Source organism: Actinocatenispora comari (assembly GCF_017312725.1).
In the GTDB taxonomy this organism is placed as follows: Bacteria; Actinomycetota; Actinomycetes; order Mycobacteriales; family Micromonosporaceae; genus Actinocatenispora; species Actinocatenispora comari.
The window spans coordinates 19029-42524 of record NZ_BOPO01000064.1; the positions used below are offsets into that span (position 1 = coordinate 19029).

17 protein-coding genes are annotated in these 23496 nt (G+C 71.0%); 10 read left to right on the forward strand and 7 right to left on the reverse strand.

The window, feature by feature from the left end; genetic code table 11:
• Nucleotides 1-78: 78 nt before the first annotated feature.
• Nucleotides 79-288: a VOC family protein gene (locus NUM_RS18405; RefSeq protein ID WP_207126120.1), complete on the reverse strand. Its 210-nt coding sequence runs from the start codon at nucleotides 286-288 to the stop codon at nucleotides 79-81.
• A 212-nt stretch (nucleotides 289-500) separates the two neighbouring features.
• A complete protein-coding gene (locus tag NUM_RS18410) occupies nucleotides 501-1106 on the reverse strand; it encodes a TetR/AcrR family transcriptional regulator (RefSeq protein ID WP_207126121.1) in 606 nt (201 codons plus the stop codon).
• 117 nt (nucleotides 1107-1223) lie between these two features.
• Here NUM_RS18410 and NUM_RS18415 point away from each other — a divergent pair, with 117 nt between their 5' ends.
• Nucleotides 1224-2042, forward strand: coding sequence for an alpha/beta fold hydrolase (locus NUM_RS18415; protein ID WP_207126122.1), 819 nt, complete (start codon nucleotides 1224-1226; stop codon nucleotides 2040-2042).
• 21 nt (nucleotides 2043-2063) lie between these two features.
• Here the strand turns inward: NUM_RS18415 and NUM_RS18420 are convergent, their stop codons facing one another.
• The 3 genes from NUM_RS18420 to NUM_RS18430 all read right to left on the reverse strand — a co-directional run bounded on the left by NUM_RS18420 (nucleotide 2064) and on the right by NUM_RS18430 (nucleotide 5665).
• On the reverse strand, nucleotides 2064-2789 hold the full coding sequence (locus NUM_RS18420; protein WP_207126123.1) for a copper homeostasis protein CutC: 726 nt from the start codon (nucleotides 2787-2789) through the stop codon (nucleotides 2064-2066).
• Between the two features lie 118 nt (nucleotides 2790-2907).
• Nucleotides 2908-4422, reverse strand: coding sequence for a M81 family metallopeptidase (locus tag NUM_RS18425; protein ID WP_225918673.1), 1515 nt, complete (start codon nucleotides 4420-4422; stop codon nucleotides 2908-2910).
• Nucleotides 4423-4462: 40 nt separating this feature from the next.
• Nucleotides 4463-5665 (reverse strand): ROK family transcriptional regulator, encoded by a 1203-nt coding sequence (locus NUM_RS18430; protein ID WP_207126124.1) that lies wholly within the window; start codon nucleotides 5663-5665, stop codon nucleotides 4463-4465.
• Nucleotides 5666-5929: 264 nt separating this feature from the next.
• Between NUM_RS18430 and NUM_RS18435 the strand changes: the two genes are divergently transcribed.
• The 5 genes from NUM_RS18435 to NUM_RS18455 are packed head-to-tail and all read left to right on the forward strand — an operon-like array spanning nucleotide 5930 to nucleotide 12333.
• Nucleotides 5930-7738: a peptide ABC transporter substrate-binding protein gene (locus NUM_RS18435; RefSeq protein ID WP_207126125.1), complete on the forward strand. Its 1809-nt coding sequence runs from the start codon at nucleotides 5930-5932 to the stop codon at nucleotides 7736-7738.
• 3 nt (nucleotides 7739-7741) lie between these two features.
• Complete coding sequence (locus NUM_RS18440; RefSeq protein ID WP_207126126.1) at nucleotides 7742-8701, forward strand: ABC transporter permease; 960 nt, start codon at nucleotides 7742-7744, stop codon at nucleotides 8699-8701.
• 43 nt (nucleotides 8702-8744) lie between these two features.
• A complete protein-coding gene (locus NUM_RS18445; RefSeq protein WP_207126127.1) occupies nucleotides 8745-9626 on the forward strand; it encodes an ABC transporter permease in 882 nt (293 codons plus the stop codon).
• Nucleotides 9623-11395 (forward strand): dipeptide ABC transporter ATP-binding protein, encoded by a 1773-nt coding sequence (locus NUM_RS18450; RefSeq protein WP_207126128.1) that lies wholly within the window; start codon nucleotides 9623-9625, stop codon nucleotides 11393-11395. The genes NUM_RS18445 and NUM_RS18450 overlap by 4 nt, the downstream gene beginning before the upstream one ends.
• Nucleotides 11392-12333, forward strand: a complete 942-nt coding sequence (locus NUM_RS18455; protein ID WP_207126129.1) for an ROK family protein — start codon at nucleotides 11392-11394, stop codon at nucleotides 12331-12333. Before NUM_RS18450 ends, NUM_RS18455 begins: the two co-directional genes overlap by 4 nt.
• A 186-nt stretch (nucleotides 12334-12519) precedes the next feature.
• On the opposite strand, the gene treZ is transcribed toward NUM_RS18455, so the two are convergent.
• Together treZ and NUM_RS18465 are read right to left on the reverse strand one after the other, a co-directional pair.
• Nucleotides 12520-14304 carry a malto-oligosyltrehalose trehalohydrolase gene (gene treZ, locus NUM_RS18460; protein ID WP_207126130.1) on the reverse strand — a complete coding sequence of 595 codons (1785 nt, stop codon included), beginning with the start codon at nucleotides 14302-14304 and terminating at the stop codon, nucleotides 12520-12522.
• Between the two features lie 124 nt (nucleotides 14305-14428).
• The gene (locus NUM_RS18465) at nucleotides 14429-15742 is read right to left on the reverse strand and encodes an ROK family transcriptional regulator (RefSeq protein ID WP_207126131.1); all 1314 of its coding nucleotides are present in this window, start codon (nucleotides 15740-15742) and stop codon (nucleotides 14429-14431) included.
• A 178-nt stretch (nucleotides 15743-15920) separates the two neighbouring features.
• Here NUM_RS18465 and NUM_RS18470 point away from each other — a divergent pair, with 178 nt between their 5' ends.
• The 4 genes from NUM_RS18470 (at nucleotide 15921) to NUM_RS18485 (ending at nucleotide 23469) form a co-directional block, all read left to right on the forward strand.
• A complete protein-coding gene (locus tag NUM_RS18470; RefSeq protein ID WP_207126132.1) occupies nucleotides 15921-17288 on the forward strand; it encodes an extracellular solute-binding protein in 1368 nt (455 codons plus the stop codon).
• 110 nt (nucleotides 17289-17398) lie between these two features.
• Nucleotides 17399-18217 carry a carbohydrate ABC transporter permease gene (locus tag NUM_RS18475; protein ID WP_207126133.1) on the forward strand — a complete coding sequence of 273 codons (819 nt, stop codon included), beginning with the start codon at nucleotides 17399-17401 and terminating at the stop codon, nucleotides 18215-18217.
• Nucleotides 18217-19050, forward strand: a complete 834-nt coding sequence (locus NUM_RS18480; RefSeq protein WP_207126134.1) for a carbohydrate ABC transporter permease — start codon at nucleotides 18217-18219, stop codon at nucleotides 19048-19050. Before NUM_RS18475 ends, NUM_RS18480 begins: the two co-directional genes overlap by 1 nt.
• Nucleotides 19051-19362: 312 nt before the next feature.
• Complete coding sequence (locus NUM_RS18485) at nucleotides 19363-23469, forward strand: carboxypeptidase regulatory-like domain-containing protein (RefSeq protein WP_225918674.1); 4107 nt, start codon at nucleotides 19363-19365, stop codon at nucleotides 23467-23469.
• Nucleotides 23470-23496: the final 27 nt, after the last annotated feature.

A 23496-nucleotide genomic window follows, 5' to 3' on the forward strand; every position in this document is an offset into this window, starting at 1 on the left:
AACGATAGGACCGGAGCGGACCATCGGGGCACGGTGGGTCGCGTGGTCGGCCCCGCCGCGGGGGGCCGCCGCGGTGGATCACGGGTATGGACGGGTACGAAACTCCAGCCCGTGCCGGCCCGGGTCGAGGAAGTAGCCGCCCCGGCCGCCGTGCTGGTGGTTGATCTCGTGGGCCCGCTCCCGGAACGGGTCGGCCCAGTTCTCGATCCGCCGGTCGGCCAGCCGCTGGTACGCCCGGTCGAACAGCTCGTCGTCGACCAGAAGGCGTAGTGCTGCAGTGCGCTCCATCGGCGGTTCGGCGAACTGCAGCAGCACCCCTCGTCGAGCTGGACGTTGCTGAACACGCCGCAGGACGGCGCCTCGCGCGACTCCACGGGGTGCGGCGGCCGGGGTGATGCGGCGCTTGGTGCCCGGTCACCGGCGCCCGGTGCCACAGCGGCGGTCACCGGCGGCCCGGTGCCACAGCGCCGGTCTCCGGCGGCCGAGTGCTGCGGCGCCGCTCACCGGCGGGTGAGCTGGCCGAGGGCGCGGCGAAGCTTGGTGTCCCGCCGCGATGCGGCGTGTTCGAGCAGCGCCACCTCGGCAACCAGGCCGACCCACAGCCGCGCGGTCTGCTGCGGATCGGGCCAGCCGAGCGCCTCGAAGTCGGCGAGCACCTCGGCCGCGCTGGCGGTGTTGCGGGCCGCGATCTCCGCGGCGATCTGCGGGTCGGCGCGCGCTTCGAGCAGCAGCGCCCGTACACCGCGGTGCTGCAGGCAGGTGTCGAGATAGCTGCGGGCGATCGTGTCGAGCCGCTCGGCGCCGGGTTCGAGCCCTCGCATGGCTGTCCTGATCCGGTCGAACAGGCGGTCGTGGAACTCGCGGTGCAGCTCGATGACGTACGAGGGGCGGTCGCCGAAGTGGTGGAAGAAGGTGCCCTTGGACACCCCCGCCTCCTCGACCAGGAGGTTGATGCTCAGGCCCATCAGGCCGGTCTGCTCGGCCAGCCGCAGCCCGGCGTCGATGAGGCGTTGCCGGGTCTCGGCGGCGGCGGCCCGCCGCTTGCCGACGGGCCGGTCGCCGGCCGCCGCGCGGGAACCGGCATCGGGGGACACGCTGTCGCTCACGTGACCATGGTCGCAGGCCGCCCTGTCGCGGTGCCGTTGCTCTTCCGACCGGGCCGCCCTCGTCGTATAGTTTGACCGACCGGTCGGTCAATGAATCGAGATGCCAGGGAGCACCCAGTGCCCAGCCTTCAGACCTCCGCGGGTCGCGTCGCCTACTCCGACACCGGAACCGGCCCGCTGCTCGTCCTCCTGCACGCCACCCTGCACGACCGGCACGACTTCGACCCGGTCGTACCTGCGCTCGCCGCCGCGCACCGCGTCGTCGCGATGGACTGGCCCGGCCACGGCGAGTCGGACCCCGACGCCGGTGGGCGGCCGGTCACTGCGGGGTTGCTCGCGGACGTGCTGGAGGAGCTGGTGCTCGCACGGGACCTGCGCGGGCTGCGGGTGATCGGCAACTCGGTCGGCGGCTTCGCGGCGGCCCGGCTCGCGATCCGCCACCCCGACCGCGTCGCCGGGCTCGTCCTGGTCGACAACGGTGGCTTCGCCGGCCACGATCCGTTCACCCGGACGCTGTTTCGCGTCATCGGCACGCCGGCCGTCGCCGCCCGGCTGATGCCCCGCTTCGTCCGGTCCTACATGCGGCCCAGGACCGCCGGTGACCGGGCCATCGTGTCGCGCGCGGTCACCCGGGCCCGCAGCCCGCAGGGCGCGGCGATCGCCGCCTCGATGTGGCGCAGCTTCGCCAGCCCCGACCACGACCTGCACGAACAGGCCGACCGGCTCACCGCACCCACCATGATCGTGTGGGGCCGGCAAGACACGGCGGCGCCGCTGCGGATCGGGCGCGCGACCCACCGGCGCCTCCCGCACGCCACCATGCAGGTCTTCGACACCGGCCACGTGGTCTTCTCGTCCGAGCCCGCCGCGTTCCTGCGCGCGGTCGAACCGTTCCTGGCCGGGCTGCCGGCCGAGCCGGCCCCGAGGCGCCGCTGACTCCCGAGCCGCGGGGAGCGGCTAGCCGGCCGGCGCATCCAGGGCGGTACGGGCGGCGGCGACCACGGCCGGGTCGGTGACGACGTGGGTGTCGTCGTCGGCGCTGCCCAGCGGTACCGCCGGGCCCGCGTGCCGCGGGGTCGCCGCCCGCTTGGCGGACAGGTGCACCGCCGCGACTCCCGCGCCGACCAGCGCCGGGATGTCGGCGGTACGCACGCCGCCGCCGGCCATCACCTGGATGCCCGGTGCGGCGGCGGCCATCCGTTCGATGGTGGCGACACCGGCGCCGGCGGTGGCGGCACCGCCGGAGGTCAGGACGCGGGTCAGCCCGAGCTCGGCGGCCGCCGCGGCCGCCGCGACCGGGTCGACCGAGCGGTCGATCGCCCGGTGCAACGTCACCTCCGCGGTACCCGCGGCGTCGGCCCAGCGCCGAATCGCTCCGGTGTCCAGCGTCCCCGCGTCGGTCAGCGCGCCGACCACCACGCCGGCGGCGCCGGCCGCGAGCACGCTGCGTACCTCCGCGGTCATCAACGCGATCTCGTCGGCGTCGTAGCGGAAGTCGCCCGGCCGGCAGCGCACCAGTACGTGTACCGGCAGACCGGCGGCGACCGCGGCCTCGACCAGCGCCTGGGACGGGGTGACGCCGCCGAGCTCCAGCGCGACGCACAGCTCGACCCGGTCCGCCCCACCGGCCCGCGCGATCCGGGCACCGGCGGGGCTGGTGACCGCGATCTCCAGCGCGGTCATCCGGCCACTCCGGCCGGTCGGGAGGCTGCCGGCGCGATGCGGTCCTTCCTTCGCCGCCTCCGGATGGTCGCCGGCAAGGTGCGTTCCGCGGCGGGGTGCCCGCTCCGGACGACGGTGCTCATTCGTCCGCTCCGGACAGCGGCTCGGTCGAGGCCGGAATGATCCGGGCGGTCAGGTCGGGGTCGGCCATGTCCGGGTCGAACGGGAACATCGGCCGCCGGATCCGCTCGTGCCCCAACCGAACGAGGTCCTGATCGACGCCACCAGGGCTCACCGCCATCTTCCAGTCGGCGGCCATCGCGTACAGCTCCGGCTCCAGATACCCGATCTTCACGATCACGATGGCCGCCTCGCGCGGCGCCAGCGACAGGTCGGTGAAGTCGTGCTCGTGATGGTACGGCTTGCGCAGCTTCGTGAGGATCGCGTACACGCTGCCCACCCGCAGCACCACCTCGGTCTCCGCGTCCCGGTCGCCGTGCCGGATCGCGTGCACCACCCCGGTCATCGTCAGCGGGCCGGCGTGCCGGTCGTCCACCTCGGCACCCGCGGTGACGGTGACGGTCGCGCCGACCCCGGCCTCGACCGCCGCGGCGACCGCCGCCGGGCCCGGTACCGAGGCGTAGATGACGGTCGGCCCGCCCTCGCCGAACTCGGGCCGGGCCAGCAGCTGGGTCAGCCCCCACGTCACGTCGCCGGCGCCGCCGGCGGTCGGGTTGTCCCCGGTGTCGGAGACGAAGTACGGCCGGGCCTCGCTGGCGAGCGCCGCATCCAGGCACTCGTCGTACGTGCCGGTCGGCGCCACGAAGTCGAAGTCGCGCCGGGCGGCCCAGAACCCGCAGGCGAGCCGTTCGGCCCCGGCGGCGACGGCGGTCTCGTCCGGTCCGGTGACGACCACCGCGGCCCGGTTGCGCGGCTCGTCCGCCCACGCGTACCCGACCCAGATCGCCGCGTCGGTCACCCCGTCGGCGGCCTCCACCTCGGACACCGCCGCGTAGACCGACTTCGCCGGTTCGATCCGGGTGGAGGTCTGCTCGCCGGCCAGCAGCACCGGCACCGGCACCCACGCCTTCACCGGCCGGTCCGCGCCGGAGCGCAGCAACCGCACCAGGTTGCGGGCGGCGCGCTCCTTGGTCTCCATGTGGTCCTCGTGCGGCGCCATCCGGTAGCAGGTGATGAGGTCGCTGCGGTGCGCCAGCTCGCGGGAGACGTTGCCGTGCAGGTCCATCGAGGTCGACACGATCACGTCCGGTCCGATCACGTCCCGGATCCGGCCCAGCAGCAACGCCTCCGCGTCGTCGATGCCCTCGACGGTCATCGCCCCGTGGATGTCGTACCACAGGCCGTCCAGGTGCGGCATCGCGGCGAGCCGGGCGAGCAGGTCCGCCGACAGCTCCTCGAACGCGGCCGCGGTGGCCATCCCGCCGGGCAGCGACTTGCCCACCAGGGCGCCGCGCCAGTCGGCCGCCGCGCGCAGTTCCTCGCCGTCGGCGAGGAACGGGTACCGGGTGAGTACCTCGGCGCCGCGCTGCGGGTGGAACGCCGGCGCCTCGGTACGGGCCGGCGAGAACGTCGACGACTCGATCCCGAGCCCGGCGATGGCGATGACGGGACGGTCGATCGGGGTGCGGGACATGGCTCTCCAACGTTGTTCGGGACGGGGACGGCAGACGCGGCTAGCGGGCGGTGCGGGCCGGCGCGGCGGCCGGTGCGGTGGACATGGTGGCCAGGGTGCGTTCCAGGGCGTGCTGCAGGGCGGCCTGGCCGGCGCCGACCAGGCCGGCGTTCGCGCCGAGGCTGACCCGTTCGATCACCAGGTGGTTGGTGGCGAGCGGGTGGCAGCCCTCGTACAGCTGGCTGCGCACCGCGGCCACCAGCGGGTCCAGTGTGGACAGTATGCCGCCGAGGTAGACGGCGTCCGGGTTGAAGAAGTTGACGTTCGCGGCGAGCACCATGCCCAGGTACTTGCCGGCCCGGCGGACCGCGCCGGTCGCCTCCGGGTCGGACTCGGTGGCCAGCCGGACCACGTCCTCCAGCGAGCGGATCTCCGGCCGGACCGCGCGCAGCTCCCGAACGAGGGTGGCGCCGGAGGCGACGGTCTCCAGGCAGCCGGTGTTGCCGCAGCCGCACGGCTTGTCGCCGGCGGCGTCGATGCGCACGTGGGTGATCTCGCCGGCCACTCCGGCCGCGCCGCGGTAGAGCCGGCCGTCGACGATGATGCCGGTACCGATGGCGGAACCGATCTTCACCGTGATCGACTGGCGCTGCTCCGGCGGCCGCACCGCGTGCTCGCCGAGCGCCATGCTGTTCGCGTCGTTCTCGCTCACCGCGGGCAGTCCGAACCGTTCCTCCAGCCACGCGGTGACCGGGAACTCGTTCCAGCCGGGCATCCGGGACGGCAGCGTGACGGTACCGGTGGCCGGGTCGACCGGGCCGGGCAGCGACAGGCCGACGCCGCGCAGCCGGCCCCGGCCGCGCGCCTCGGCCAGCGACTCCAGCGTGTCGGCCAGCAGCGGCAGCGCCACCTCGGGGCCCTCGCCGACCGCGAACGGCACCGTCGTCGCGTCGGCGAGGGTGCCGCCGGGCAGCACCACGCCGACCCGGGCGTGCCGGCCGCCGACGTCGGCGGCGACCGCGAACTCGTCGGTACTGCCCAGCCGCAGCACCTTGCGCGGCCGGCCGCCGGTGGACGACTGGGTGCCGTGCTCGGCGATCAGCCCGCGCTCGACGAGCTGGCCGACAGCGGTCGAGATGGTCGACGGCGCGGCGCCGAGCAGCGCGGCGAGCTCGGTGCGCGACGAGGCGCGCCTGGCGGCGACCAGCTCCAGCACGCGCGCCACGAGCGGCGGCGAGGCGGCGCGTGCACTTTTTTCACTCATGCAGAAAGTAACTTCCTCGACGGTCCGACTGGCGGTTCACAGTACGCCGATCGCCGGCTCGGCGGCAGTGCGGGTCGTCGCCCGAGGCGGCTTTGTTCGTACGGCACTGACCAGCGAAAACGCCATTCAGGCAGCGTACCGGACGGGCTCGTCTTATTTCGGGGCCGCAGAAACCGACTTGTTACGGTGCACCATCTGTTTTTTCGGCAGGGGGCCGCGTTCACTGGCCTGCGTTCCCCTGGAGTTCACTTTCGAGGAGTGACGATGTCCTTGCGCCGCATGGCGGCCCGCCGCCGCTTCGCGCTCGCCGCCGGCGCTGCCGTCGCGGCGAGCGCGCTGCTCGCCGGCTGTACCGGGACGAGCAGCTCGTCGTCCGGGTCGTCGGACTCGATCAACTACGCCCTGCCCGCCAACTTCACCCCGAACTGGCTGCTGCCGATCGGCACCGCGGCGCACCTGAACACCAACAACGGCTCCATCGCCGCGGCGATGTGGGAGCCGCTCGTCGCGTACGACGGGTCCACCGGCAAGGTCGGCTGGAACAAGAAGGGCTCGATCGCGAGCGCCGCCGACTTCGCCCCGGACGGCAAGAGCGTCAAGATCACGCTCGGCGACCGGCACTGGAGCGACGGCACGGCGATCACCAGCCGCGACGTGGAGTTCTGGTACAACCTGATCACGGTCAACAAGAAGCAGTACGCGAGCTACAGCCCGGGCAAGGTGCCGGACAACTGGACCTCGCTGAAGGCCACCGACGAGCGGCACTTCACCATCACGTTCGACAAGGCGTACAACGCGCAGTGGATGCTCGCCAACGAGCTGAGCCTGATCAAGCCGCTGCCGCAGCACGCCTGGGACAAGACCTCCGCCTCGGCGAAGGTGAGCGACGCGGACCGCTCCGCGGCCGGCGCGAAGCAGGTGTGGACCTACCTCAACGACGCGGGCAAGGACATCTCGAAGTACGCGTCGAGTCCACTGTGGAAGACCGTCAGTGGCCCGTACACGGTGAAGTCGTTCTCCACCGCCGGCAAGGTCGTGCTGACCGAGAACAAGAAGTACGACGGCGGCGAGAAGGCCGGCATCAAGACGGTCAACCTGCTGCCGTTCACCACCAGCACCGCGGAGACCAACGCGCTGCGCGCCGGTACCGTCGACTACGGCTACATCGATCCGGGCGACCTGGACCAGAAGGACTCGTTCGCCTCCCGCGGGTACACCGTCAAGCCGTGGACCGGCTGGGCGATCACCTACATGCCGTACAACTTCAACAACCCGACCATGGGCCCGGTGTTCAAGCAGCTGTACGCGCGGCAGGCGATCCAGCGCTCGATCGACCAGGACGGCCTGGTCAAGGCGATCTTCAACGGCACCGCGACACCCGGGTACGGCCCGGTCCCGCAGGGGCAGGCCTCGGACTACGTGTCCGACGTGCAGAAGAACAACCCCTACCCGTTCGACACCAAGGCCGCCACCAAGCTGCTCACCGACCACGGCTGGACCAAGCAGAACGGCGTGATGGTCTGCTCCAAGCCGGGCAGCGGCGCGAACCAGTGCGGCAGCGGCGTCAAGGCCGGCACCACGTTCGCCATGGAGGTGCTGTCCCAGTCCGGGTCCACCGTGACCGACAACGAGATGAGCGCGATCCAGTCCTCGCTCGCGAAGACCGGCATCAAGTTCTCCATCCGTACCGCGCCGGTCAACTCGGTGCTGTCGCAGACCCCGCAGTGCAAGGCCAGCCAGTCGATCTGCAAGTGGGACCTGTCCTACTTCGGCACCGCGGGCAGCTGGTACTTCCCGGCGTTCCCGACCGGCGACTCGCTGTTCGCCAGCAACGGCGGCTCGAACTTCGGCAACTACAGCAACCCGGACGTGGACAAGCTGATCAACAAGACCACCACGTCGAACGACCCGAGCGCGATGCAGGACTACAGCGCCGCGCTGGCCAAGGACCTGCCGGTGATCTGGCTGCCCGAGCCGGACTACCAGATCTCGGTGCTGAAGAACGGCCTGGGTGGCTTCAGCCAGGACTCGCTGGCGAACTTCCACCCGGCCCAGTGGAAGTGGACGAAGTAGTCCATGGCAACGCTGTGGTACCTGGTTCGGCGCGTGGCGCAGGCGGTGCTGGTGATCTTCCTGGTCACCATCGTGGTCTTCGCGCTGCTCCACGCGCTGCCGGGCGGGCCCGCGCGCGGCATCCTCGGCGCGCAGGCCACCGCCCAGCAGATCGCGACGTTCAACCACGAGCAGGGGCTGGACAAACCCGTTGTCGCGCAGTACTTCTACTACCTGCGCACGCTGCTGCACGGTGACCTCGGCACCTCGTACACGTTGAACGAGCCGGTGTCGACGCTGATCGTGCAGCGGCTGCCCAAGACGCTGGTGTTGACGGTGCTGTCGGCGATCCTCGGACTGCTGCTCGCGATCCCGCTCGGCATGTGGCAGGCGGTGCGGCGCAACAAGCCGTTCGACTACGCGATCACCACGCTCAGCTTCGTCGCCTACGCGACCCCGGTGTACTTCTTCGGGCTGATCCTGGTGCTGGTGTTCAGCCAGGCGCTGCGCTGGTTCCCGTCCCAGGCGCCACAGGGCGACACGCTCGGCCAGGTGCTCGCCAACCCGGCCGGCCTGGTCCTGCCGGTCGTCGCCGGCGCCGCCTCGATGGTGGCGGTGTTCAGCCGGTACATGCGCTCGGCGACGCTGGAGAACCTGGCCGAGGACTACGTGCGTACCGCGAAGGCCGGCGGCGCCCGGCAGCGCGCGATCCTGTGGCGGCACGTGTTCCGCAACTCGCTGACCCCGGTCATCGCGATGCTCGGGTACTACGTGCCGGTGCTGTTCGGCGGCGCGCTGGTGGTCGAGCAGCTGTTCAACTACCCCGGCATGGGGCTGCTGTTCTGGAGCGCCGCGCAGTCGTCGGACTACCCGGTACTGCTCGGCTGCGTGCTGGTGATCTCGGTGGCCACCGTGATCGGCACCCTGCTCGCCGACATCGTGCAGCGCGTCATCGACCCCCGCGTCGTGGCAGGCAAGTCGTGACCGGAATCCGTTGTCGGACAAGCGATTCTGGGGAGGTGCGCGCATGACCGCGATCGCGGAGCAGCTGCCGGTGGCCGAGGGCGTCACCGGGCTGCGGCTGGTGGTACGGCGGTTCCTGCGCAACAAGCTCGCCGTGATCGGCCTGGCCGTCGTGGTGGCGTTCGTGCTGTTCTGCTTCGTCGGGCCGCACCTCTACCACACCGACCAGACGCACACCGCGCTGGACGCGGTCAACCAGCCGCCCAGCGCCCGCCACCCGCTCGGCACCGACGCGGTCGGCCACGACGAGCTCGGCCGGCTGATGTACGGCGGGGGAGTCTCGCTGCTCGTCGGCCTCGCCGCGGGCGCGCTCGCCACCATCATCGGGATGCTGTGGGGCGCCGTCGCCGGGTACGCCGGGGGCTGGGTCGACGCGGCGATGATGCGCGTGGTGGACGCCGGGATCGCGATCCCGGCACTGTTCGTGCTGCTGGTCATCTCGGCGATCGTCAGCCCCGGGATCTGGGGGATGGTGGCGATCCTGGGCCTGGTGTCCTGGCTGGTGCCGTCCCGGCTGATCCGGGCCGAGACGTTGACGTTGAAGAACCGCGACTACGTGCTGACGTTGCGCGCGATCGGCGGTACCCACACCCGGGCGATCTCCCGGCACATCCTGCCGAACTCGGTGTCCACCATCGTGGTCGCCGCGACGTTCCAGATCGCCGACGCCATCATGCTGGTGGCGTACGTGTCGTACCTCGGGCTCGGGGTCCGCTCGCCGCAGACCGACTGGGGCGGCATGCTGTCGGCCGGGCTGACCGCCGTCTACTCCGGACGGTGGTGGCTGATCCTGCCACCCGGCCTCGCGGTGATCCTGGTCGTCTGCGCGTTCAACGCGATCGGCGACGGCCTGCGCGACGCCTTCGACGTACGGGGACGGTCATGACGAAGACGATTCTGGACGTCGAGGAGCTCGGGGTCACGTTCCGCACCGAGACCGGCGAGGTCCCGGCGGTACGCGGGGTCTCGCTCACGGTGGCGCCCGGCGAGACGCTGGCGCTGGTCGGCGAGTCCGGTTCCGGCAAGTCCACCGTGGCGCTGGCCGCCATGGGCCTGCTGTCCGGCAACGCCCGGATCACCGGCCGCGTGGCCATCGACGGTACCGACATCGTCGGCTCGACCACCGGGAAGTCCGGTGCCGCCGGGAAGGCCGGTGCCGCGGGGAGTTCCGGTGCGGCGGGGAAGGCCGGTGCCGTCGAGCTGAGCCGGCTGCGCGGGCGTACCGCGTCGATGGTGTTCCAGGAGCCGGCGACCGCGCTGGATCCGCTGACCCGGGTGGGCGCGCAGATCGTCGAGGTGATCCGCAACCACCGTCCGGTGTCGAAGGCGGCGGCCCGCCAGGAGGCGGTGGAGCTGCTGCGCCGGGTCGGCATCCCGGATCCGGCCCGGCGCGCGGCGGCGTACCCGTTCCAGCTGTCCGGCGGGCAGCGGCAGCGGGTGGTGATCGCGATGGCGATCGCGAACGACCCGAGCCTGCTGATCGCCGACGAGCCGACCACCGCGCTGGACGTCACGGTGCAGGCCGAGATCCTCGACCTGCTGCGCGAGCTGGCCGCCGACGCCGGTACCGGCGTGCTGCTGGTGACGCACAACATGGGCGTGGTGGCCGATTTCGCCGACCGGGTGGCGGTGATGCTCTCCGGTGAGATCGTCGAGACCGGACCGGTCGAGCAGGTGTTGCTGCGCCCGCGGCACGAGTACACCCAGCGGCTGCTCGCGGCGGTACCGCGGCTGGCGGTCGCGGAGCCGGGCGAGAGCGCCGCGCAGGCGAGCACGACCGTTTCGGCGCGGCCGAGCGCTGGGGTGACACCGGCCGCGGAGGGGTCGGCCGGTGAACCGGTGGTACGGCTGCGGGACGTGTCGGTGGTGTTCGGCCGTGGCGGCCGCGCGGTGCGCGCGCTCGACCAGGTGTCGATCGAGGTACGGGCGGGCGAGACGGTCGGCCTGGTGGGGGAGTCCGGCTCCGGCAAGTCCACCGCCGCGCGGGTCGCGCTCGGGCTGATCGCGCCGTCCGCCGGCGCGGTCTCGCTGTTCGGCGCCGACCTGCGCCGCACCCGTGGCCGGTCCCGCCGCCGGTTGCGCGCCGGGATCGGCGTGGTGCTGCAGGATCCGGTGGCGTCGCTGGACGCCCGGATGAGCGTCGCGGAGTGCGTGGCCGAGCCGCTGCGGGTGCACCGGTCGATGTCCGCGCGGCAGCGCCGGTCCCGGGTCGAGGAGGTCCTCGACCGGGTCCGGCTGCCGCGCGCGCTCGCCGACCGGGCACCGCGCGAGCTGTCCGGCGGGCAGCGGCAGCGGGTCAGCCTGGCCCGCGCCCTGGTGCTCGATCCGCGGCTGCTGGTCGCCGACGAGCCGACCAGCGCGCTGGACGTCAGCGTGCAGCAGGCGGTGCTGGAGGTGATCGCCGAGCTGCAGGCCGATCTCGGCTTCGCCTGCCTGTTCGTCTCGCACGATCTGGCCGTGGTGCAACGGTTCGCGGCCCGGGTGGTGGTGCTGCGCGCCGGTCGGATCGAGGAGCAGGGCCGCACCGACGCCACGTTGCTGCACCCGGAGACCGACTACACCCGGCGGCTGCTCGCCGCGGTACCGGTCCCCGATCCCGCCGTACAGCGCCGTCGCCGCGCGGCGCGGCAGGCGGTCGCCGGAGCCGGCGCGTGACCGTACCCGAGGTGTACGCCGGGGTGGACATCGGCGGCACGACGACCCAGGTTGCCCTCTGCACGACGGAGCTGACCATCCTGTCCCGGGCCGAACTCGCCACCCCGGCGGCGCGCGGCGGTGCCGCGATGGTCGCCGCGGCGGTCGACGCGGTACGGATGCTGCTGTCCCGCACGCCGGCCCAGCTGCTCGGCGTCGGCGTCGGCGCGGCCGGGGTGGTGGACACCCGTACCGGCGAGGTGGTCGCGGCGAGCGACTCGTTCGTCGACTGGGCCGGGTTCCCGGTCGCCGACACGATCGCGACCGACCTCGCGGTACCGGCGTTCCTGGACAACGATGTCAACGCGTTCCTGCGCGGCGAGGCGACCGGCGGTGCGGTCGCCGGCGAACCGTCCGTGCTGGGCATGACGCTGGGCACCGGAGTGGGCGGCGCGCTGTGGCTGGACGGCCGGCTGTACGAGGGGCCGCACGGCGCGGCCGGCGAGATCGGCCACGTACCGGGCTTCGGTGATCTGCCATGCTCCTGCGGCGGCCGCGGCCACCTGGAGACGCTGGCGTCGGGTCGGTCGATCGGCGCCCGCTACGCCGACCGTACCGGCCGGGTCGCCACCGCGCGCGAGGTCGCCCGCGCGGCCGCGGACGGCGACCCCGACGCCCGCGCCGTCTTCGACGCCGCCGGTACCGGGATCGCCCGTGCCGTACTGATCGCCGCCGGCGTGGTGGACGTGACCACCGTGGTGGTCGGCGGCGGGGTGAGCGCGGCGTGGTCGCTGCTGGAGCCGCCGATCCGGGCCGCGCTGGCCGCCGAACCCCCGGTCAGCGGCCAACCGATCCGGCTGGTACGCGCGGGTCTGGGCAGCGACGCCGTCGTCGTCGGCGCCGCCTCCCGGGTGCGTACCGAGCTGGCCGGCGTGCTGCGCGAGGCACCCACCCACTGACCCCGTGCGCGGCACCCGATCACCCGGGTGCCGCGCGCGGCCTCGACCCATCCCCAGCGCTACGCATCCGGGGCCCACGCATCCGGGGCCCACGCATCCGGGGCCCACGCATCCGGGGCCCACGCATCCGGGGCCCATGCATCCGGGGCGCCGGCTCGGAGGGCGCTGGTCGTGCCGGGAAGAGGTTCAGCTCAGGCAGTGGACGACGGCGGCGGAGTGCGCCGGCAGCTGGATCTCCTGCCGGGCGTAGACGAAGCCGGGCGCGGTGGCGAGCGGAACGTCCACCGGAACGCCGTGCAGGGCAACGGCTCTCCGCCGATCGGAGAGATTGACCGCGATCCGGTACGGTCCACGGTGGACGGTCAACCATTCGGCGCCGGTGTCCACCCGTACCTCCTCCAGGCGCGGATCGGACAGCTCCGGGATCGAACGGCGCAGCGCGATCAGCTTGCGGTAGAAGCCGAACATCGCCGCGTGGGCCGGCTCGGCCAGCTCCTCCCAGCGCAGCACCGAGGCGGCGAACGTCTCCGGATCCTGCGGATCGGGTACGTCGCCGGGCGGCCAGCCGTGCGCGGCGAACTCGGCCCGCCGGCCGGCCGCGACGTTCGCGGCCAGGTCCGGCTCCGGATGGCTGGTGAAGAACTGCCACGGCGTGCTGGCCGCCCACTCCTCGCCCATGAACAGCATCGGCGTGAACGGCGAGGTGAGCATCAGCATCGCGCCGACCCGGCACAGCCGGTCGGACAGCGTCGCCGAGATCCGGTCGCCGGTGGCCCGGTTGCCGATCTGGTCGTGGTCCTGCAGGAACACCACGAACCGGTGCCCCGGCGTCGCGCGCCGGTCCACCGGCCGGCCGTGGTGCCGGCGCCGGAAGCTGGACCAGCTGCCGTCATGGAAGTACGCCCCGGTCAGTACCTTGGCCACGCCGTCGACCGAGCCGAAGTCGGCGTAGTAGCCCTGCCGTTCGCCGGTCAGCAGCGCGTGCACGCAGTGGTGCACGTCGTCGTCCCAGGACGCCGCGAGCCCGTAGCCGTTCGCTGCCCGCGGGGTGACCAGCCGCGGGTCGTTGCGGTCGGACTCGGCGATCAGCGACAGCGGCCGGTTCAGCCGGGACGACAGCGCGTCCACCTCGACGGCCAGCTCCTCCAACAGGTGCAGCGCCCGATCGTCGGCCAGCGCGTGCACCGCGTCGAGCCGCAACGCGTCGAGATGGTAGTCGCGAAGCCAGCTCAGCGCGTTGTCCACGATGTAGCGACGAACCTCGTCGGAGTCCGGGCCGTCCAGGTTGACCAGCTCGCCCCAGGTGTTGCGGCCCGCCTGGAGATAGGGCCCGAACCGGGGCAGGTAGTTGCCGGACGGCCCGAGATGGTTGTACACCACGTCGAGCACGACGCCGAGCCCGCGCGCGTGGCAGGCGTCGACGAAGCGCTTCAACCCGTCCGGCCCGCCGTACGGTTCGTGCACCGCGTACCACAGCACGCCGTCGTAGCCCCAGTTGCGCGGCCCGTTGAACGCGTTGACCGGCAGGATCTCCACCAGGTCGACGCCCAGCTCGACCAGGTGGTCCAGCCGCTCGATCGCGGCGTCGAAGGTGCCGCCCGGGGTGAACGTGCCGACGTGCAGCTCGTACAGCACGCTGCCGGGCAGCGCGCGGCCGGTCCAGTCGCCGTCGGTCCAGTCGAACGCGTCCTGGTCGTAGGTCGCCGACAGCTCGTGCACGCCGTCCGGCTGCCGCGGCGAGCGCGGATCGGGCAGCGCGGCCTCGTCGTCGTCGAGCAGGAAGCCGTACCGGGTGCCGGCCGGCAACTCGGCCAGCTCCAGCCGCCACCAGCCGTCCGGCCCGGCGGCCAGCTCGTGCACCTCGTCGACCGCCGCCAGCGCCGCGCCCACCCCGTTCGGCTCGTCGCCGGGTGGTCGCAGCCGCACCCGTACCCGGGACACGGCCGGTGCCCACACCTCGAACGCCGTCACCGGAGCATCATCGCATGATCACCATCGGTACCGGCGAACGCGAGCGCCGCGCGTCGGCCGCTGCGCCCCCGGATCGGCGGCGCGCTCGGTGACCGTCGGTGCCGAGCAGCAGCCGCCAGCCCGCTCAGTGACCGTCGGTGCCGAGCAGCAGCCGCCAGCCCGGTGCGTACGTGCCGTGCAGTACCAGCGAGGCGGCGCCGACCGCGCCGGCGTCCGGGCCGACCAGGCTGTCCTCGATCGCCACCGTGCGCACCCGGCGGGCGATCGAGTGCCCGTTGACCTGCCGGTCGATCTCGTCCCGGACCGGCTCGGCGAACCCGGTCGGCGCGTCGCCGCCGAGCACGACCTGGGACACGTCGAGCAGGTTCACCGCGCTCAGCACTGCCTGGCCGACCCGCTCCGCGGCCACCCGCACCGTGTCGGCGGCGGCCTTGTCACCGTCGCGAGCGGCGCGGCACAGCCGGTCGTAGTCGGCCCGGGCCCGATCGGGCCGCAGGTCGAGGCCGAGCCGGTTGGCGGCACGGCGACCGTGCCGGTCGAGCAGATCTGCCACCAGCGCGGCCGGCGAGCAGTGCGCCTCCAGGCAGCCGCGGGCACCGCACCGGCACGGTCGACCGTCCGGCACCACCACCACGTGGCCGATCTCGCCGGCGTTGCCGGAGTCGCCGCGCAGCACCCGGTCCCAGTGCACGACGCCGGCGCCGATGCCGGTTCCCAGGTACAGGAACAGGAAGCTGCCGGACCGCTGCGCGCCGCCAGCCCAGCGTTCCCCGATCGCGGCGGCGGTGGCGTCGTTGTCCACCACAGTGGACAGTCCGGTCGCGGTGTGCAGCGCGTCGCGCAGCGCCACCTGGTGCCAGCCGGCCAGGTTCGGCGGTTCGACGACCAGCCCGTGCCGGGTGTCCAGCGGGCCGGGCACCGCCACACCGAGCCCGAGGATCCGGCCCCGGGGTACGCCGGCCTGCTGCACGGCGCGGTCGACGGCCCGGGCCACCACCCCGACCAGCCTGGCCGGGTCGCCGGTGGAGGCCAGCCGCCGCCGGTGCCGGTGCACGGTGCCGCCGGCCAAGTCGACCACCGCGGTGACCATCGCGTCCGGGTCGAGGTGCACGCCGACGGAGAAGTACGCGTCGGAGCGGATGGTCAGCAGGGTGCGGCGCTTGCCGCCGCTGGACGGGGCCCGGCCGGTCTCGGCGATCAGTCCCGCGGCGAGCAGCCGCCGGACGATGTTGGACACAGTCTGGGTGGTCAGACCGGTCATCGCGGCGAGCTCGACCCGGCTGATCCCGGCTGCCTCGCGGATCGCGTCGAGGACGACCGCCTGGTTGTAGCCGCCGACCCGGGGCAGGTTGGTGCCGCTGCGCGTCTGCGCGACTGCTTCGGGTAGCGCCGGGACCGGCGGTTCGCCGTCGTCGTCAGTTCGAGTCCGGGAAGTCATTGACTTAGTTAATCCAATGGTTTTACTTTCGTGCAACACGGTTGGCATGACCGACATGGGAACCAGCTACCACGCGGCACGGGGCTGCCGCGCCCTGAGTGGTTGGTGCCCTCGCGTGACAGGTTGAGCGGACGGTCCACATCGCTGCGGATTCCCCGGCCGCTCGGGAAGGACCACCATGCGGTTCCGAAAGCTCGCGACGATCGCCCTCACCGGTGCGGTGATCGCGCCCCTGCTGGCGGCGTGCGGCTCGTCCGGTGACTCGAAGAACGAGATCAAGATCGCCTACCAGCGGTCCACCGACAACAACAGCCGGATCATGGACAACTTCCTGGCTGGGGTGAAGAAGCAGTTCGAGAAGGCAAATCCGGGCAAGACGGTCAAGCTGATCCCGATCCAGGCGACCGAGAACGACTACTACACCAAGCTCGACCTGATGATGAAGTCGCCGCGCACTGCGCCCGACCTCGCCTACGAGGACACCTTCCTCATCAACTCCGACATCAAGGCCGGCTTCCTGCGCCCGATCGACGCGCAGGTCAAGTCCTGGGACCAGTGGAGCCAGTTCCAGGACACCGCGAAGCAGTCGGTCACCGGCCAGGACGGCAAGGTGTACGGCGTGCCGGACGGCACCGACACCCGTGGGATCTGGTACAACAAGCAGGTTTTCGCCAAGGCCGGGCTGCCCGCGAACTGGGAGCCGAAGTCGTGGAACGACCTGCTGTCGGCCGCGCGGCAGATCAAGAAGAAGGTTCCCGGCGCGATCCCGATGAACCTCTACACCGGTAAGGCCGGTGGCGAGGCGTCGAGCATGCAGGGCTTCGAGATGCTGCTCTACGGCACCAGCGACCAGCTGTACAACCCGCAGCAGAAGAAGTGGGTCGTCGGCAGCAAGGGCTTCCAGGACTCGATGAACTTCCTGAAGACCGTGTACTCCACCGGTCTGGGCCCGAAGCCGTCGCAGGCGCTGGACGCCAACATCAGTACCAACATCAACACCGACTGGTTCCCGAACGCGAAGATCGGGTTCTCCATCGACGGCTCGTGGACGGCGAACAACTGGATCTCCACCGGCCCCAAGCCGTGGAAGGACTGGACGAAGGACATCGGCTGGACCGCGATGCCGACCCAGAACGGTCAGGCGCCCGGCAAGACCAGCATGTCCGGCGGGTGGAGCTGGGCGATCACCAAGAACGCCAAGAACCCCACGCTGGCGTGGAAGTTCATCACCGCGATGCAGACCGAGCCGAACGCGGTGAAGTACGACAACGCCTCGCAGAACATCGCCGTGCGCAAGGACGTCGCGGCCGACGCGAAGTACCAGAACTCCTCGCCGACGGTGAAGTTCTTCACCGACCTGGTCGCGGCCACCCACTACCGGCCCGCCTACGCCGAGTACCCCAAGGTGTCCACGGTGATCCAGGAGCAGATGGAGGCGGTGACCACCGGCAGTTCCAGTCCGGCCAAGGCATCCGCCGACTATGACAAGGCGGTGGCCGACATCGTCGGCAACAACACGACCAAGGACTCGGGCCCGGCGAAATGACCGCGAGCACGACGGCCGAACGGACCCCCGCGGCACCGGAAGCTCCCGGTGCCGCGCGGGTTCCGACGCGCAGCCGGACGATCCTTCGCGGACTGCCGCTGGTGCCGGCGGTGGTGCTGCTGCTGGTCTTCCTGGCCGGACCGATCATCTACTGCATCTACTACGCGTTCACCGACATGCAGCTGACCGGCGCGACGACGACGAACTTCGTCGGGCTGGCCAACTTCCGCAAGGCGTTCGGTGACGACCAGTTCTACAACGCGATCCTGCAGACGCTGATCTTCACGGTGCTGTCGGCGATCGTCGGGCAGAACATCCTGGGTCTGGTCATCGCGCTGCTGTTCCGGTTGGCCACCAAGGTGTTGCGGTCGATCGTCGGTGCGCTGGTGATCGCCGCCTGGGTGGTGCCGGAGATCGTCGCCGGCTACCTGATGTACGCGTTCTTCCGGGACGAGGGCAGCCTCAACGAGATCCTGAAGTTCCTGCACCTGCCGCAGCAGAACTGGCTCTACACGCTGCCGATCCTGGCGGTGTCGCTGGCCAACGTCTGGCGCGGCACCGCGTTCTCGATGCTGGTCTACTCGGCCGCACTGGCCGAGGTGCCGGCGGAGCTGACCGAGGCCGCGGCGATGGACGGTGCCGGTGTGTGGCAACGGTTCTGGCACGTCACGCTGCCCACCATCCGGCGGTCGGTGGCGACCAACCTGATGCTGATCACGTTGCAGACGCTGTCGGTGTTCGGGCTGATCTTCGCGATGACCAAGGGTGGCCCGAGCAACAAGAGCACGACGCTGCCGATCTACACGTACCAGACCGCGCTGCAGAACTACGAGATCGGGTACGGCACCGCGATGGCACTGGTACTGCTGGTGATCGGTGCCCTGTTCTCGCTGGTCTACCTGCGGGCGTTGCGACCGGAGGCGGACTGATGGCCAAGTCGGTACAGGCGGCGGGCAAGGTCGCCGCGAACGTCGGGCTCGCCGTGGTCGGTGTCGCGTTCCTGGTGCCGCTGCTGTGGGTGGTGACCACGTCGGTGGCGCAGGGGCAGACGCTGAAGGTGGAGTGGCCCAAGCACTTCACCGGTGCGAACTTCGCGCACGTGACCACGGTGGACATCCTGTTCCGGCCGCTGCTCAACGGGTTGATCCTGTGCGGCGGCGGCACGCTGATCACCGTGGTGGTGGCGATCCTCGCCGCGTATCCGTTGTCGCGCTACCGATCCCGGCTCAAGCGGCCGTTCCTGCTGACGATCCTGTTCACCACCGGGCTGCCGATCACCGCGATCATGATCCCGGTGTACGCGATGTTCACCCAGCTCAACCTGATCGACCAGATGTGGTCGGCGACGGTGTTCATGGGCTCGACGGCGCTGCCGTTCGGCATCTGGCTGATGAAGAACTTCATGGACAGCGTGCCGGTGGAGCTGGAGGAGGTCGCCTGGACCGACGGGGCGAGCTCGATGGCGACACTGCGCCGCATCGTGCTGCCGCTGATGTGGCCCGGCGTGATCGTGGTGACGATCTTCACGTTCATCGGCATGTGGGGCAATTTCTTCGTGCCCTTCATCCTGCTGATCGATCCGAACCAGCTGCCGGCCTCGGTCAGCATCTTCACCTTCTTCGATCCGCAGCACGGCGGGGTGCAGTACGGCCAGCTGGCCGCGTTCTCGATCTTCTACTGCATCCCGGTGGCGGTGTTGTACCTGGTCATGTCGCGGAAATTGTCCGGCTCGTTCGCCCTGGGCGGTGCCCTGAAGGGCTGAGAAGGCTGTCCCGAACGTGAGCCGGGCCGCGAGCGGCGGCCCGGCTTTCGTGCTGCCACCGTCGAGGCGAAAAGACCGTTAAGGACGATTTAAATAACTTGGCGTTGGTTCGTCCTGGCGGACTGTGGTCATGGCGCATGTCCGCCACATGGCGGACATTGAATGCCTACCGCCAGCTTCGGGATTGTTACCCCCAGCGCGGTACCAGCCGCGTCGTTGTTCACATTCAGGGGCAAGGAGGCCCCGGGTGACAACACGTGCAGAAAGGCTGGGAGGACCTTGATGCACAGTAGAAGAAGGCTGCACCGACGCGTGAGAGCCGGCATGTACGGCCTCGCCGTCGCCTCGGCGGTGGCGTTGGGAGGCCTGGGCACGCAGACCCCGGTGCTCGCCGCCCCGTCCGGGGACACCACCACCGCCCGCCCCAACGTGGAACAGGTCTGCGGACCGGCCAAGGCCGGCGAGTTCACCTGCTTCTCGTTGCGTCGCACCGATGTGGCCGGTGCGAAGGGCATTCAACCCAACGACACACCGTCCGGGTACGGGCCGACCGACCTGCGCAGCGCCTACAACCTGCCGGACAACGGCGGTGCGGGTCAGACCGTGGCGATCGTCGACGCGTACGACAACCCGAACGCCGAATCCGACCTCGCGGTCTACCGCCAGCAGTACGGGCTGCCCCCCTGCACCACCGACAACGGGTGCTTCCAGAAGGTGGACCAGCGCGGCGGGACGGACTACCCGAGCCCCGACTCCGGTTGGGCCGGTGAGATCGCCCTCGACCTCGACATGGTCTCCGCGATCGCGCCGAACGCGCACATCCTGCTGGTCGAGGGCGACACCGCCAACTTCGACGACCTCGGTACCTCGGTCAACACCGCGGTGTCGATGGGCGCCAAGTACGTGTCGAACTCGTACGGCACCGGCTACACCTCGCAGCCCGGCAGCGGCGAGTCCGCCGACGAGCTGACCTACGAGGAGGAGTACTACAACCACCCCGGCGTGGCGATCACCGTCTCGTCCGGTGACAGCGACTACGGCGTCGCGTTCCCCGCGGCCTCGCAGTACGTCACCTCGGTCGGCGGCACCTCGCTGGTGCGCGACAACAGCGACCGCGGGTGGTCGGAGAGCGTCTGGCACAACTCGTACGGCGGCCCCGGCTCGGGTTGCTCGATGTACGAGCCGAAGCCGGCGTTCCAGCACGACACCGGTTGCGACATGCGCGCCGTCTCGGACGTGTCCGCGGTCTCCGACCCGGAGACCGGCGTCGCGGTCTACAACAGCTACCAGGCGTCCGGCTGGGCGCAGTACGGCGGCACCAGCGCGGCGTCCCCGATCATCGCCGGGGTCTACGCCACCGCCGGCACCCCGGTCGCGGGCAGCTACCCGAACGCCTACCCGTACACCAACGCGGGCGCGCTCAACGACGTCACGCAGGGCGCGAACGGCAGCTGTGACCCGGCGTACCTGTGCACCGCGGGTACCGGCTACGACGGGCCGACCGGCCTGGGCACGCCGAACGGGCTGGCCGCGTTCCGCAGCGGTCCGCACGGCGTGGTGTCCGGCTCGGTCACCGACGCGGGCTCCGGCTCGGCGATCTCCGGCGCGACCATCAAGGTCGGGGACAACCAGGCCACCAGCGGCGACGACGGCAGCTACACGCTGACCCTGCCGCCGGGTGACTACACCGCGACGGCCTCCGCGTACGGCTACCAGAACAAGACGGCGTCGATCACCGTCGAGGACGGTGGCACCGTCACGGCCGACTTCGCCCTGTCGACGGTGCAGAAGCACACCGTCACCGGTACCGTCACCGACGGCTCCGGCCACGGCTGGCCGCTGTACTCCAAGGTCACCGTGGACGGCGTCCCGGGCGGCCCGGTGTACACCAACCCCTACAACGGCAAGTTCTCGATCGACCTGCCGGCGGACGCCGACTACACCCTGCACGTCAGCTCCGAGCTGCCGGGCTACACGGGTGTGGACAGCGCCGTGCACGTGGGTGACACCGACGTGCACCAGAACCTGCAGCTGCTGGCCGACGCCACCACCTGCGCCGCGCCCGGCTACACCAAGAGGTACAACGGCACCAACCAGTCGTTCGACGGCACCACCACGCCGGACGGCTGGACGGTCACCGACGCCACCGGCGACGGCGGCTGGAGCTTCACCGACGCGGGCAACCGGGGCAACAAGACCGGTGGTGACGGCGGCTTCGCCATCATCGACAGCGACCACCTCGGCTCGTCCAAGACCGAGGACACGACGCTGAGCTCGCCGGTGACCGACCTGTCCGACGTGGACTCGCCGGCGGTCGGCTTCGACACGTACTACGACGGCTACTCCAGCCAGGTCGCCGACGTCGACGTCTCCGTCGACGGTGGGGCCAACTGGAGCAACGTCTGGCACCACACGACCGGCGTCACGTCCGGGCACCAGGAGGTCCAGGTGCCGGAGGCGGCGAACCAGTCCGCGGTGCAGGTCCGGTTCCACTTCACCGGCCACTACGGCTGGTACTGGGAGCTGGACAACGTGTTCGTCGGCGACGCGTACTGCGCGCCGGTGCACGGCGGCCTCGTCGCCGGTCAGGTCACCGACGCCAACACCGGGAACGGCATCAAGTCCGCCTCGGTGAGCAGCGACGACAAGCCGGCCGAGAGCGCCAGCACCATCGACGCCGTCGACGGCGGCTTCTACTGGATGTTCTCGTCGCTGACCGGTGCGCACCCGTTCACCGCCAGCAAGGGCGCCTACCAGTCGGTGTCGAAGTCGGTGTCGGTTGCCACCGACGACGTCACCCGGGCCGACTTCAGTCTGACCGCGGGACAGATCACGCTCGACAAGTCCTCGATCAAGAAGACGGTCGGCTGGGGCGAGTCCGCCTCCGGCAACGTGACCGTGACCAACACCGGCGGCCAGCCGGCGACGGTCAAGGTCAGCGAGCAGCCGGGCGACTTCCAGATGCAGTCCAAGAGCACCGGTGCGCCGGTGCACAAGGTGAAGGCCGACACGTCGGCCAAGCGTCTCGCCGGCAGCAAGGGCAAGGCCGACAACGCGCCGGCCGAGGTTCCCGCGGCCGACGACGCCTGGACCTCGATCGCGAACGCACCGACCGCGATCCAGGACAGCGCCGTGGGCGTCTACGACGGCAAGGTGTACTCGGCCTTCGGCTTCAACGGTTCGGCCGATACGAAGGACCTGTACGTGTACGACCCGGCCGACGGCAGCTGGAGCCAGGCAGCCAGCGCCGCCGACGCGCGTGAGGGCAACCCCGCGCACGGGTTCATCAACGGCAAGTTCTACGTGGTCGGTGGCTGGGGTGCCGACGGCAACCCGGACACCAAGCTGGAGATCTACGACCCCGCGGACGACAGCTGGTCCACCGGTACCTCCGCCCCGTCGATCTACGCCGGTGCGGGCAGTGCGGTACTGGACGGCAAGCTGTACTCGATCGGCGGCTGCACCAGCTCCTGCGGCCAGAGCGCCGTGACGGTGTACGACGCGTCGAGCGACTCGTGGTCGACCGCGGCGGACTACCCGGAGTCCACCTCGTGGCTCTCCTGTGGTGCGCTGTCCGGCAAGATCTACTGCGCCGGTGGCTCGGGTGCCTCGTCGAGCAAGCACACCTTCGCCTACGACCCGGGTTCGAACTCGTGGACCCAGGTCGCGGACCTGCCGATCGACCTGTGGGGTTCGGCGCACACGGCGGCCAACGGGCTGCTGCTGGTCTCGGGCGGCGTCACCGGCAACGGTGCGGCCATCACGAACCAGGGCTACGCGTACAACCCGCAGGACGACACGTGGAGCCCGCTGCCCAACGCGAACGCCTCGCTGTACCGCTCCGGCAGCGCGATCGGGTTCTACGCCATCGGCGGTAACCCCGGTGGTGCCTTCGTGCCGCCGGTGGCCACCTCCGAGGTGCTCGGCGGTTACGACCAGGGTGGGAACTCGGACGTCACCTGGATGTCCCTGAACACCAAGGAAATCACCCTGGCACCGGGCCAGAGCAAGAAGATCAAGGTGAGCCTGGACGCCTCGGTTCCGGAGATCACCCAGCCCGGCGACTACACCGCGGGCATCGCCCTGAGCACCAACACGCCGTACCAGGTGTCGCCGGTGCAGGTCACGATGCACGTACAGCCGCCGACGACCTGGGGCAAGATCACCGGCACCGTGTCCGGCGACGACGGGAAGGGCAACGTCGCCCCGATCGCCGGAGCCACCGTCCAGATCGACAGCTGGACCGCCAGCTACACGTTGAAGACCGACAAGAACGGCAACTTCGCGCTGTGGCTGGACTACCGGAACAACCCGCTGACCGTCATCTACGCCAAGGACGGCTACGCGCCGCAGGTGAAGAGCGTGACGATCAAGCAGGGGAAGACGGTAACGGTCTCGGTCACGCTGAAGAAGAGCTGATCGACGGCTGTTGACGCACACGCAGTG